Consider the following 12,031-nt stretch of genomic DNA (forward strand, 5'->3'; position numbering starts at 1 on the left):
AGAGGATGAAGTTCAACTTTTCAGCAGAATTTCCGTCGGGCGAAGCTGTTGTCCGGCGATATTTTTCATCCCCGGCTATTTCGTCTTGCCGCCACCGCGAGTTGACTGTATAAAAGGAAGCAATCAGGCTGTTTTTTGACAAAAGGGTTTATGCTGAACCCGCCACCACTCAAGGAGAATGAAATGTTTGAAGTAGTTGTTGACAAAGACAAATGCACAGGCTGTGAAGAATGCATCGGCAGCTGCCCGGCCTCCGTGCTGGAGCTGGTTGACGGAAAATCCGATCCGGTGAACATGGATGAATGCTTAGGCTGCGAGACCTGCGTCGAGGTCTGTGAGTTCGAAGCCATCACCGTCAGCGAAGTCTGATTCGCCCGGACGAACTGAAGGAGCCGCGCCTGCGGCTCCTTTCTTTTTTTTACGCCTGCCCATGGCTGCCCCGCATCTTGCAATTTACCGCGCTTTAGCGAAGAGCAACTGCGGCCGCTGCCAGCTGCCTTCCTGCCTTGCCTTTGCCGCTGCCGCCGCTTGCGGACAGAAACCGCTTGCCGACTGCCCCCTGCTTGACGAAGCAACGCGGGAACGGCTGACAGCCACGCTGCACGGCGCACCAGAGCAGGAACTCTACAAGTTTGCCAAAGACCTCAGCGGGCTGGAAGAGCAGCTCGCCAGGCTGGATTTCGCTGTCATTGCTCCGCGCATCGGCGCGGCGGTCAAGGACGGCAGACTCCTCCTCCCCTCCTTTGGCAAGGCGTTCGAGATTGACTGCCAAGGCCGGATGCGCTCGGAATGCCACGTCATGCCGTGGGTGCAATATCCTCTGCTCGCCTATGCCGTCAGCAGCCAGCATCAATTGCCGACAGGCGCATGGATCAGTTTCCGCGACCTGCCGGGCGGCTTGGACGTGCACAATCTCTTCTGCAAACGCTGCGAGCTGGTCTTGAAAAGGCTTGCCGACGCGCACCCCGGCCTGCTGCACGATCTGGCCGAGCTGTTTCAGGGCACAGAGGCTGCTGGCTTTGAGGCCGACACCTCCCTGATCCTGCATCCCCTCCCGCATTTCCCGATCCTCATCTGCTGGCAGGCCGCTGAAGATGGCTTGGACTCCAGCCTGAGCATCCTCTTTGATGCCTGCTGCAAAGTCAACTTGCCAGTCAACGCCGCGTTCTCCCTCTGCATCGGCCTGGCGCAGATGTTTGAGAAGATCGCGCTGCTCCACCGCTGACGCAATCTTTCCTGTCTGATATCAGACAACAGCATCACCCCTCTCTGCTGCTCCCGGAAAAACATCGGGCGAGCTTTCTGAAAAGCCTCGCTCGATGCCGTATTGCTCCCTCGCTCGATGTCATAGCACGCCCTCGCTCGATGCTTTAGTACGAGATCGAGCGAGGGCGTTGCACGAGATCGAGCGAGGGTTTCTGACGAGATCGCTCGAGGGTTTTTTCTGAGCACGGGCGAGCCGCCCGTATCCTCATCGGCACGAGCTGCCGCCTGAATCAGGCTGAGACAGTTGATCAGGCCGCCGCAAGCTGTTTGACAGCCGCGCCGCTGATGTTTTATAGTGTTCGGCACATAGTTCCGTAGGGGCAGGCCCCTGTGCCTGCCCTTGCTGGTCTCATGACAGACAGTTCAGGCAATCACAGGGGATTGCCCCTGCAAGACAACAGGCGCAACATGGCAAAAACAGTGCTGGTCACTGGCGGCTGCGGCTTCATCGGCGTGAACTTCGTCCGCCTGCTGCTGGCGGAAAAGACGGACTGGCGGGTGATCAATCTCGACAAGCTGACCTACGCGGGCAATTTGCAGAGCCTGGCCGATCTCAGCAGCCACCCGAATTATGTCTTTGTTAAAGGCGACATCTGCGACGCGGTGCTGCTGGACAGGCTCTTCCGCGAGCACAAGATTGACACGGTGGCCCATTTCGCCGCCGAATCCCACGTCGACCGCTCGATCACCGGCCCGGCAGAGTTCATCCAAACCAATATCGTCGGCACCTTCACCCTGCTGGAGGCGGCTAAGAAGCACTGGGCAGGCAGGAGCGAAGGCTGCCGCTTTCTTCACGTCAGCACGGACGAGGTTTTCGGCTCGCTTGGCGCGACCGGCTTCTTCACCGAAGAGACTGCCTACGATCCGCGCTCGCCGTACTCCGCCTCCAAAGCCTCGTCTGATCATCTGGCGCGGGCGTACTTCCACACCTACGGCCTGCCGGTGCTGATCACCAATTGCTCGAACAATTACGGGCCGTACCAGTTCCCGGAGAAGCTCATTCCGCTCATGCTCAACAACGGCCTGCACGGCAAGACGCTGCCGGTTTATGGCGACGGCGGCAACGTGCGCGACTGGCTCTATGTGCAGGATCACTGTGAGGCGATCGTCCGGGTGATTGAGCAGGGAAGGCTGGGCGAGTCCTACAACATCGGCGGGCACAACGAGAAGACTAACCTGCATGTGGTGCAGCTGCTTTGCGATCTGCTGGACAAAAAGGCCGGGCCGCTGCCCTCTGGCCAGCCGCGCCGCTCGCTCATCACCTTTGTCAAGGATCGGCTTGGCCACGACCGCCGCTATGCCATTGATGCCAGCAAGATTGCTGACGAACTGGGCTGGCGGCCTACGATGACCTTTGAGCAGGGGATTGAGAAGACCGTGGACTGGTATCTGAACAACCGAGAATGGACTGCGGCGGTGACGGACGGCTCCTATCAGGCTTATTATGCAAAGATGTACGGAGACCGCGCATGAAGGTGCAGCTGACCAGCATTCCTGATGTCCTGCTGATTGAGCCGAAGGTTTTCGGCGACGAGCGAGGTTTCTTCTTTGAAAGCTTCAGCCAGCGGCAATGGCAGCAGCTGACCGGCCTGAACACTGCCTTTGTGCAGCATAACCACTCGCGCTCGGCAAGGAACGTCCTGCGCGGCCTGCATTACCAGATCCAGCAGCCGCAGGGCAAACTGGTACGGGTAGTGCAGGGCGAGGTCTTTGATGTGGCGGTTGATCTCCGCCGCAGCTCGCCGACCTTCGGCCAATGGGCAGGGGAAATCCTTTCAGCGGAGAACAAGCGGCAGCTCTGGGTGCCGGAGGGCTTTGCGCACGGCTTCCTTGTGCTGTCGGAGAGCGCGGAATTCCTTTATCTGACCACGAGCTACTATGCTCCGGAGCATGAGCGAGCGATTATCTGGAACGACCCGGACTTGAATATTGCTTGGCCGCTGACGGGCGAGCCGAACCTCTCCGCCAAAGACCAGCAGGCGAAGAGCTTCCGGGGAGCGGAGCTGTTCGCCTGAGTCTTTGCTGTCAGCAGGAAGCTGGCTCGACCGCGCTGCTCTTCGCTGCCAGCAGGCCGCAGGCGGCGGAGATGTCCGCGCCCCGGCTTTTGCGGATGAAGACGGTGTAGTGCGCGTTCATGAGGATCTGCTGGAAGCGGAGCAGCCGCTCATAAGGTGGGCTGTGAAAGGGCAGGCCGCCGCCCTCGTTCATGGCCAGCAGGTTGATTTTGCAGGGCACCTCGCGCAGCAGTGCGGCCAGCTTGCGGGCATCCGCGTCCGAGTCGTTGATGCCCTCGAACAGCGTGTATTCAAACATGATCCGCTGCCGCTTCTTGTTGGAGTAGCTCTTGCAGGCCGCCAGCAGCTCCTCAAGCGGCCAGCGTTTGTTGACCGGCATCAGGCGGCTGCGGGTCTCGTTGTCCGCCGCGTGCAGCGAGACGGCCAGATTGACCGTGGTCTGTCGGCCCAGCTCCAGCATCTGCGGCACCAAGCCGCAGGTGGAGACGGTGATCCGGCGGGCGGAGAAGTCCAGGCCGCGCTGCTCGGTGAGGATGGACAGGGCCGCCAGCAGGTTGTCGAAATTGGCCAGCGGCTCGCCCATGCCCATGAAGACGAGATTGGTCAGGTTCTGCTCCGGGCCGGGCAGATGCGCCGCGTTGGCCCGCATCCAGTCCTGCGCCGCGCAGATCTGGTTGACGATCTCGGCCCGGCTGAGGTTGCGGCGGAAGCCCATCTGGCCGGTCAGGCAGAAGCGGCATTGCATCGCGCAGCCCGCCTGCGAGGAGACGCAGAGCGTGTTGCGGTCTTCCTCCGGGATCAGCACCGACTCAATCAGCAGGCCGTCCTCCAGCCGGAAGCCGAACTTCACCGCTCCGTCCGCCGAGATTTCTGTGACGGGATCAGCGAAGCTGCTCATGCAGGCCTGCTCCGCCAGCAGAGCGCGGAACTCCTTGGCCAGATCGCTCATCTGGCTGAACTCCGCGATGCCGGGCTTGTACAGCCACGGCAGCAGCTGGCGGCCCCGGAACGCGGGCTGGCCAAGCGAGACGGCGTAGTCCACCAGCTCGTCCTGGGTGAGGTTCTTCAGGTCGGTTTTCGTCTTGTTTGAGGTCATATTGACTCAGGGCAAATGGTTCACAGCCCGCGCAGCCATTCCGGCTTCAGACGCGCTGTTCCGGCCAAGGCGCAGCCGATCTGGGCGAGAAAGCGTTCCCGGTCTTTGGGCAGGCGGCCTGTCAGGCTGAGATAATTCGAGGCGTGATTGGCGTGGAACTGGCAGCGGCATTCCGTCAGCACGGCGAGCATCGTGCGCAGCTCATGCAGCAGAGCGAGCTGGCCAGGCAGCTGAAAACGGCCTCCCTTGGCCGCCTGCCCCAGCTCGGTGTTGTCCAAGAGCATCAGGGTCAGCACGGCGATCTGGTTCGGCTGCATCTGATTGAGCGCGGCCGCCGTGGCTTCGGCATGTTCCTGCGAGCGGGCCGCGCCGCCGATGCCAAGCAGGCAGGTCACTGAAAGAAAAAGCCCCGCCTCCCGCGCCCGGCGGCCAGCCGCGACCATCTCGGCGGCAGCCGCGCCTTTGCGGATGTCCCGCAGCACCTGATCGCAGCCGCTTTCCAAGCCCATGTAGATGCGCCCCAGTCCGGCTGCCTTGAGCGCGGCCAGCTCCTCCGGCGAGCGGCTGAGTATGCTGCGGCTGCTGGCGTAGAGGCTGATGCGCCGCACCCAAGGCAGCATCTCCCGAATCCGGCGGCAGAGGGACAGCAGCCGCTGCTGCGGGATAATCAGCGCGTCGCCGTCAGCGAGAAAGACGGCGTTCAGCCTGCGGCAATGCTGCGCGGCGAACTCCAGATCGCGCTCAACAAGTGCCGCGTCCTTGAGATGAAACTGCTGCTCCGGCGCACGGTACGCCCCGCAGAAGGTGCAGCTATTGTGCGGGCAGCCGACCGCGACTTGCAGGATGATCGAATCCGCCTCGCTGGGAGGCCGGATGACCGCGCCTTGATATTCCATCTCAGTCGCAGTTGGATTCGCGGTAGCGCAACGGCTCGCCTTGAATGATCGCCTGCACGTCAAATTCGCGGCATGGCCCCCGGCTGCGGAGCAGGGTGACGGTGTAGCGGTTGCCGCTGCGCTGATTCTTCCAGACACGGGGCACGGTCGATTCCGCCTGCTCCAGTATATCAAGGAACTTGTCCACGTCAGCGTCGTCCATCGCCTCGCGGATCACGTTCTTGTCGTTGCCGCCGCTCTGCCGCCCGGAAGTGCCGCTGAAGGCGGGCTGCTGCGTCTGCGTCGACTGACTTGGCGGCGGAGCGATGTTCTGGCAGACCTGACGGCATTGTAGGACAGAACCCTGCAAATCCGCCTGAAGCGTGTATTCGGCGCAACCACCTTTGCGGCCTGTTCTGCTGACAGTGTATTTGCCTCTGAGACCCTTCCACGAATCACTGCCGCCGACAGGTTTTGCGATCATCGCCCGCAGCACGTCGATATCGGTTCCGTCCATGAAGATTTTTATCTCCTCGCAGCGGACATTCCGGAGCGCAGGCGCGGGCTGTTGCGTCTGAACCGGCTGGCTTGGCGGCTGTGTTTGCGCCGTGGGCTGCGGAAGAAGCGGCGCGACTGGAGGAGGCGCAGCCGCGCTGCGGTTCTCCGCAGGAGCAGGCAGCTGCAAGCCTTTGGCGGACAGCTCTATTTCACTGCTGGCCGCTTGCTGTTGTATCGGTTGCGGCGACGCAGCAGGCGGGGCAGCACTTGGCAGCGGCATGGAGCCTGAGATCAGCACCAATTCCTGCACAGAAACCCGCTCATCGCGCGCAGGAGCCTCCTGCTGCGGCAGCTCCGGGCTGACTGCGGTGCTCGATGGCGTTTGCTGCTGCGAAGCCGCTGTCTCTTGAAGAGCATGCTGCCACCGCAGCGACTCGCTCTCATTGATGCCGAAAATGCTTTCAGCAGCCACATAGACCTGCTCCTGCCGGGCAGCAGTTTCCTGATCCTTGACGGCCTCCGACAGCAGCCGGTGCCGTTCAGCGCGATCCTGCTCGGCAGACATTCTGCCCTGCGGCAGCTCCAGCTCCTCAAGCGGCGGCGCAGGCGCGACTTGGGCAGTTTGAGGCAGGATGCCGCGCAGAAATCCAGCCGCCTGAGGGGGAAGCGCAAGGCTGGCAAGCGCACCGGAGCAAAGATAGATGACAAAAAAAGCAGCGGAAAGTATCCTGCTGACCTCCTTGGCCGAATCAAGCGGAACGTTCTTTCTGCGCAAGACGCAGAGCGCGGAGCGGGCGGCGGCAAACCAGACTGCAGCCAGCAGAAGCAACCCGGCGAGCAGATGCGAAAGAGTGAGGTTCATTCAATTTTTGAGGGGCTGATCAGCGGCAGCTGGATGCAGGTTCACGATAGCTGTATTTCCATCCGTTAATGACGGCCAAGACAACATATCCCTGACAATATCCTCCATATTTCTTTATTGTGTTGACCTGATAATATATCCCTGTCGTTTGGCTTGTCCAATGTTGATTGTCATTTTTCATGTTCATGGCATCGCTTAAGGCCTGCCTGTCTCCCACATCCATCTTGCTGAGAATATATCTTTTAACATCAGTGAATCTTTGACGAAGAGTATTATTCTGTTCATTTCCGCGCAATGGGTCGGGAAAATTTTTTCTGTTTTTGCTCACCTTGTTGGGCTTTTGTTGGAGAGGAGGGAAAGGAGGTCTTACAACGACCTGCTCTGACTTTTGTTCCGACAAGACAGGAAGCGTTGCCAGCGGCCAATGCTCAAAACGTGCCCTGACAAGCTGTTTTTCTTCTTCCAGCAGCAGCGTATGGCGTTCTTGGCGATTGCTTTCTTCCGTCAGCCGTCCTTGAGGAATTTCTATTGCCAGAGGTGCAGACGGAGAGATAATTGGATGAGCTGGAGCTGGCAGAATAGCAGTTTCAGGTTTGCAGATAAAAAAATAACACACTGTTTCGATAAGAAAAGCGCATATCAAAAAAATTAAAAAAAGAATACCTTTAGTTTTTTTTACATCATCAGTCTTTGTAACAGAAATTGGTATCTTATTGTTGATTAGATATGCTGATAAATAATTAGCTGAAATAACTGCGATTGCAACAGCAGCTATGCAGAAAAATATTGACAGGATGCTAACCGTCATACCTCTTCTTTATCACCGCTATAACTGCCCTGTTTCTCGTCCGTACTTTGCTTCTTGTCTTCAATTTTAAAAGCAGCATCAGTAATCATTCTGACATATTGCATGTCAGTAAAAATTTCAACATTATCATCTTTGTCACGCATCATTTCAGCGTGAAGTTTATCTCTTATCTGACCTATCTGCTCTTTGTCAAAACCTGCCTCTTGTGCGATGTTTATCATATCCTTAAGAGCTGAAATTTTATTCATTCTTTGCTCTGACAAGTAAGAAACTTTTTGTTTTTTTATTTCCTCGTGAATTTTCTTCATAGCCTCACCAAAAGTCATATTATAAAAGTTTTCAAGTAGTCTTGGGTCTAAGGCCATTGCAACATATTTCAGCTTGCCCGCTCCAAATGTTTGATCATTATCAATCGCGATATCAGTTTGCTTCCTGTCAAGAAGCGTTTCTTGCAGAGAAAAATTTCTTTCAAATATTCCATCCTGCTTGTATATCCTTTCATGCAGTCTTTCAAGATGTTCGCCCAGTGTTTTGCTGAGATAAATATCAGCGGCAACTTTGATGATTTCTATCCCGCAGCCGGTCTCAGGAATTTTTGACAGATTTGAGACGCTGGCTTCCAGGTTATCCTTAACCAATTTTATTTTAGGATTACTGATATGTGATTCATTTAAGTTAATTTCAAGAGAATTCTTTAAATCACCAAGCTCTCTTACGAGATACTGGCTTGTAATCCCAAGAAAAAATCTTTTTGCCGCATCGATTGCTGCCGCCTCGAATTGCGCAAGCGGATCGGATGCACTTTTCCAAAATGCTTCAGCGTCAGACACTCGATATGTTATGTTTATATCAGCATCAATTTTCTCGCCATCTCCAAGCTGATACCTTGCTTGCGGAGAAGGAATATGCATTGTTCTCGGTTTTATGCTTACAAAAATAAATAAAATTAAGTCTGTTGTGTTTATCCCTTCAGGCTTGTCGCTCTCTTTTGTTAAAACCTTGCATAAGGTCGGATAGCCTCCTTTAAAGTTTAAGATGACAACATGCCGTTCATCGTCTGCTTTCGGAATATCAGGAATAAAAGTACGAAATCCAAACCACTTTGGTTCTATCTTGTACTCTTTCCATGACATAAGCCCTTCTCCGAAGGTTTTTGTCGATTGAAGGTCAGCGATATATTTCTCTATAGTCATGATTTTATGCCTCCTCTGGCATCAACATGAAAAAGTTGGCCTGTTTTCCTGAACGTTGTGCGACGGAGCCTTTTCTTCGCTCCGCCGCTTTTTTTTGCGCGTACTCCCTGTATCCTTGCCATTTGGGCAAGTAATAATCAAGTTTTTTTCGGCAGTTCGGATAAAGTTGGTGAAACAGCTTCTGGCCGACTGCAAACAGCTCCTGCTCATCATTCTCGAAAGCTGACAAGGTTTCTTCAGCCCATTCTCTGACCTTTGCCGCAGCGTCAAGCTGTGAATCTTTCCACAAGGCGGAGATAATTTCAACTGTTTGTTTCTCTGAACTTTGATCTGCCGCCGCATCCTTCAATCTGACAAGGCGCAAGAACCATGCGCCAGCCAGCTGACGCAGCGCGTCAGAATCGCACCCCGTCCAATTGCGTACATAAGATATAAATATTTTCCTTTCATTATTATATATTTTTACAGCAATATCATTGAGCTTGACAGGAAGATGATCAGGGTTTGAGTAAACTGCGCTCTCTATCGCCTTCATAGATTCTTCTGGGAATTTGTCAGCAATGAAAAAATAAACCAGCAGCCTCGTTATCACGAGCCTTCTGTTATTCTTATTTATCCAAGAATTTAGCAGCTTGAAAATTTCCTGTTCGTGCCTTCCTTCTCTGAGAATCGCCGATAAAGACTCGGCGGTTGTTTTCTGCGCAAATGCATCGTTGCTGTTTGCCCATTTTTTAATTATCCCTTCAACCAACTCATTAAAATTATCCGTTTCACTCAGCGCAGCGACAGCATTCCTTGCGCATGATCTTTTCTCCCAACTTTCATCGTTTCCTAACATGTAGATAAGATAAAATATATCTTTTTTCTTGCTGGATATGTTGTGTCTGAGAAGTTGCAGCACATCTTTCCTGTATCCTTGTTTTTCAAAGATAATAATATCAACATCTGTTTTTCCATATTCTTTATATCTGTAAGATGAGACTATTTTTATTTTTGCTAAATCAAACTGTTCTTGTTCATCATCTAATTTTGGCTGTGTATCAATTTTTTGATCTTTATTTTCATCTTCAGACTTTTCCTGCTCTTCCTCATAAGGATGTCCCTCTTTAGAAACATTTTCGTGGATACCAATAGGATAAAGACAGCCTTGAACATCAGCGACCAGCTCGTTAAATATATTTTTTTCAACTCCTTGAAACAAAGCAGTCGTCATGACCATGCTTTGCTGATTGCGATCCAGTTTGTTAAAAAACCATGAAGCAATATTTTGATCTTCATTTTTATCCTGAGAAGACTGCTGCTTAAATATCTCTGCATTTTGATCTTCATGAAATCTTGCGGAAGAGTCTTCCGCATTTTTATTCTTTGCTCTTTCCCATTCTTCCTGAAATTTTTCACATTGTTTCTCCCTTTTGTCTCTTAAAACATCCCATAGTTCATCAAATTTATTATTTTTTTCAAAAAATGACAAAATTATTTCTATAACCCTATCAATATGTTCGTCATTCCCTATTGTTCGTCCTAACTCAGGAAATTTATTCTTACATAGAGAACGAATTTCTATTTTAGAATCCTCGTAGAACGACACCTTTAAACATTCTTCGCATATCTCCCTTAGAGAGCGAACAGTTTTATTTGCGATATCAGTCGCGCTTGACGACTCATTTGCACCGCTTTCAAACTCAGATTCTTCTTTGTTTTGATCAAAAGTATTCATTTTTTACCTCTTTCATGTTATGCTTTATTTGCATTTTTCTTCCCATTCAGAATACAGCTTCTCATATCTGCTTGACGCAACTGTTTTCATTGCAATCCAGAACGCACTAAATCCAGTTCTACGTTCACAGTATCCGAGGAACAAGTATATAATCCTGTCAATGCTATGTTGATCGCTTATCGTTCTTCCGACTTCTGGAAAATTATTCCTGCATATCGATATAAGTTCATACTTGTTATCCTCATGGAAAGATTCTTTCAAATATTCTTCACATATTTCCCGTTCAGAGCGAGATGGTTTCCTGTTCACTTTTTCCAGTAAAATTGGCCAAACGCGAGCTATAGCCTCTGCTGGAATCATGAAAGCAACCTTCCTGTTAATGTTTCTGTCTGTTGCAGCAATCATGCCGACGACTTGATTCAGTTGCTCATCAAAAACCGGTGCGCCGCTGAATCCGCCCTCTATTGGCTTGCCAGTGCTTATGTCGCTTTCCAACTGAACCTGATTGTCTGCCGTTCTGTCTTTTATCTTCCAATCATTCGACCAAGCACCATCGTTATATCCATTCGGGAATCCATACGTTCTGACAGGATGATTTCTTAGCGCATAGATTTTCTCCCCTGAGAAACAGGCTGGTTCAGCGGCGGCAGGCGGCACGCTCTTCAGTCTAAGAATTGCAATGTCATTTGCATGATCCCAGCCGACAACGTACGCCTGCAATCGCACTTCCTTATGGATGAATGGAAAAGTGATATGAAGCACACCTTGCGGGGCCTCAAAGCAGGTTTCCCTCTTAACGTTAAAAGAATCACTGATCACATGAGCGCATGTCACCGCCTCCATTGCGCTAACAAGAAAACCTGCCCCCTTAATTTCCCCAGAACTATTTTCTATCCGAATCAAATACTTCTCTAATGTGTTACTCATTCGCATTCTCCTTCTTCCATTTGAGCGTCACTTTGAAGTTTGCTTCCGCTCCTGTGCTGGAAATAATCGCACCCAATCCAGCAGTCAGCTTAATGCCAAACTCAACATCTATTTCCTGCGGAGAGTTCTTCAGCTCAGACAGCTTTTCTATGATGCTTTCCGCCGCTTCTTTCGTTGTCTCCAGAGCATCGTCAAATGTCTTCGCAACTTTTTCTTGCAAAGAGCTTGAACGGGAAGCTGACATTTTTCCGCCTTGCTGAACGGTCTCGCCCTCAGCTTCAACCAACAGGGTCTTACCACTTTTCAGGGAAATTTGCACTAACTGTTTATTTGTCATTATAATTTTTCTCGTTGTGGGTATTGTTGCCGTGAACAAACTGCTGCCGCTGTCCATGCTGCGGAGCGCTCGATGCAACAAAAGTCAGGCGCAGCAGCTTTTCTCCGTAAGCACTTTTTGGACATCATGCCTTCTTTGTTATAACCAAACAGTTTCTTTTCTGAAAAAGAGGCATGATTTTCTTCCTAACACCTCTCGCTTTTTAAAAATGAGATCTCAGTTTCTTTCTATGACGGTTCATTTCGTTAAAATGACAGGCGTTAGGAAGAAAATGATAATTCAGTTTATTAAACTGAGACCTCAGTTTAAAATAATGACAGCCTCTTTCAAAAAAAGAAGCCCTGTTTGAAAAAGGCAGGCCATCACCTGCCCTTGCTCCGATATCACCCGTTCTTCTTGGCGAACTCCGCCATGAACTCCGCCAGCTTTTGCACGCC

The 12,031-nt window shown here is 52.1% G+C and carries 12 protein-coding genes; 4 read left to right on the plus strand and 8 right to left on the minus strand.

The genetic code is table 11. The annotated features are described in order from the left end of the window. Positions 1–183 precede the first annotated feature (183 nt). The 4 genes from ACNKID_RS05570 (at position 184) to rfbC (ending at position 3,281) form a co-directional block, all read left to right on the plus strand. The gene (locus tag ACNKID_RS05570) at positions 184–369 is read left to right on the plus strand and encodes an indolepyruvate ferredoxin oxidoreductase subunit alpha (RefSeq protein WP_417912445.1); all 186 of its coding nucleotides are present in this window, start codon (positions 184–186) and stop codon (positions 367–369) included. Between the two features lie 61 nt (positions 370–430). Further along, positions 431–1,225, plus strand: coding sequence for a DUF3786 domain-containing protein (locus ACNKID_RS05575; RefSeq protein WP_417912446.1), 795 nt, complete (start codon positions 431–433; stop codon positions 1,223–1,225). Between the two features lie 449 nt (positions 1,226–1,674). Further along, on the plus strand, positions 1,675–2,739 hold the full coding sequence (gene rfbB, locus ACNKID_RS05580) for a dTDP-glucose 4,6-dehydratase (RefSeq protein WP_417912447.1): 1,065 nt from the start codon (positions 1,675–1,677) through the stop codon (positions 2,737–2,739). Next, the gene (gene rfbC / locus ACNKID_RS05585) at positions 2,736–3,281 is read left to right on the plus strand and encodes a dTDP-4-dehydrorhamnose 3,5-epimerase (RefSeq protein WP_417912448.1); all 546 of its coding nucleotides are present in this window, start codon (positions 2,736–2,738) and stop codon (positions 3,279–3,281) included. Before rfbB ends, rfbC begins: the two co-directional genes overlap by 4 nt. Before the next feature lie 10 nt (positions 3,282–3,291). On the opposite strand, the gene rlmN is transcribed toward rfbC, so the two are convergent. Genes rlmN through ACNKID_RS05625 form a run of 8 tightly spaced genes read right to left on the minus strand, consistent with a single transcriptional unit; the run spans position 3,292 to position 11,651 of the window. Further along, complete coding sequence (gene rlmN / locus ACNKID_RS05590; RefSeq protein ID WP_417912449.1) at positions 3,292–4,377, minus strand: 23S rRNA (adenine(2503)-C(2))-methyltransferase RlmN; 1,086 nt, start codon at positions 4,375–4,377, stop codon at positions 3,292–3,294. Between the two features lie 20 nt (positions 4,378–4,397). Continuing rightward, a complete protein-coding gene (locus ACNKID_RS05595; RefSeq protein WP_417912450.1) occupies positions 4,398–5,273 on the minus strand; it encodes a radical SAM protein in 876 nt (291 codons plus the stop codon). Between the two features lies 1 nt (position 5,274). Next, positions 5,275–6,612, minus strand: a complete 1,338-nt coding sequence (locus ACNKID_RS05600) for a hypothetical protein (protein ID WP_417912451.1) — start codon at positions 6,610–6,612, stop codon at positions 5,275–5,277. A 19-nt stretch (positions 6,613–6,631) separates the two neighbouring features. Then, complete coding sequence (locus ACNKID_RS05605; protein ID WP_417912452.1) at positions 6,632–7,420, minus strand: hypothetical protein; 789 nt, start codon at positions 7,418–7,420, stop codon at positions 6,632–6,634. After that, positions 7,417–8,613 carry a hypothetical protein gene (locus ACNKID_RS05610; protein WP_417912453.1) on the minus strand — a complete coding sequence of 399 codons (1,197 nt, stop codon included), beginning with the start codon at positions 8,611–8,613 and terminating at the stop codon, positions 7,417–7,419. Before ACNKID_RS05610 ends, ACNKID_RS05605 begins: the two co-directional genes overlap by 4 nt. 4 nt (positions 8,614–8,617) lie before the next feature. Continuing rightward, positions 8,618–10,330: a hypothetical protein gene (locus ACNKID_RS05615; protein ID WP_417912454.1), complete on the minus strand. Its 1,713-nt coding sequence runs from the start codon at positions 10,328–10,330 to the stop codon at positions 8,618–8,620. Between the two features lie 24 nt (positions 10,331–10,354). Continuing rightward, positions 10,355–11,257 (minus strand): S1 family peptidase, encoded by a 903-nt coding sequence (locus ACNKID_RS05620; RefSeq protein ID WP_417912455.1) that lies wholly within the window; start codon positions 11,255–11,257, stop codon positions 10,355–10,357. Next, positions 11,250–11,651, minus strand: a complete 402-nt coding sequence (locus ACNKID_RS05625; protein ID WP_417912456.1) for a CU044_2847 family protein — start codon at positions 11,649–11,651, stop codon at positions 11,250–11,252. Before ACNKID_RS05625 ends, ACNKID_RS05620 begins: the two co-directional genes overlap by 8 nt. Positions 11,652–12,031: the final 380 nt, after the last annotated feature.

This window comes from Candidatus Electronema sp. TJ (assembly GCF_048287355.1).
Taxonomy (GTDB): domain Bacteria; phylum Desulfobacterota; class Desulfobulbia; order Desulfobulbales; family Desulfobulbaceae; genus Electronema.

Coding starts and splice junctions, on each gene's coding strand:
- rfbC (WP_417912448.1), top strand. CDS start 2,736: ATGAAGGTGCAGCTGACCAGCATTCCTGATGTCCTGCTGATTGAGCCG.
- ACNKID_RS05605 (WP_417912452.1), bottom strand. CDS start 7,420: ATGACGGTTAGCATCCTGTCAATATTTTTCTGCATAGCTGCTGTTGCA.
- ACNKID_RS05620 (WP_417912455.1), bottom strand. CDS start 11,257: ATGAGTAACACATTAGAGAAGTATTTGATTCGGATAGAAAATAGTTCT.
- ACNKID_RS05615 (WP_417912454.1), bottom strand. CDS start 10,330: ATGAATACTTTTGATCAAAACAAAGAAGAATCTGAGTTTGAAAGCGGT.
- rlmN (WP_417912449.1), bottom strand. CDS start 4,377: ATGACCTCAAACAAGACGAAAACCGACCTGAAGAACCTCACCCAGGAC.
- ACNKID_RS05570 (WP_417912445.1), top strand. CDS start 184: ATGTTTGAAGTAGTTGTTGACAAAGACAAATGCACAGGCTGTGAAGAA.
- ACNKID_RS05625 (WP_417912456.1), bottom strand. CDS start 11,651: ATGGACAGCGGCAGCAGTTTGTTCACGGCAACAATACCCACAACGAGA.
- ACNKID_RS05595 (WP_417912450.1), bottom strand. CDS start 5,273: ATGGAATATCAAGGCGCGGTCATCCGGCCTCCCAGCGAGGCGGATTCG.
- rfbB (WP_417912447.1), top strand. CDS start 1,675: ATGGCAAAAACAGTGCTGGTCACTGGCGGCTGCGGCTTCATCGGCGTG.
- ACNKID_RS05575 (WP_417912446.1), top strand. CDS start 431: ATGGCTGCCCCGCATCTTGCAATTTACCGCGCTTTAGCGAAGAGCAAC.
- ACNKID_RS05600 (WP_417912451.1), bottom strand. CDS start 6,612: ATGAACCTCACTCTTTCGCATCTGCTCGCCGGGTTGCTTCTGCTGGCT.
- ACNKID_RS05610 (WP_417912453.1), bottom strand. CDS start 8,613: ATGACTATAGAGAAATATATCGCTGACCTTCAATCGACAAAAACCTTC.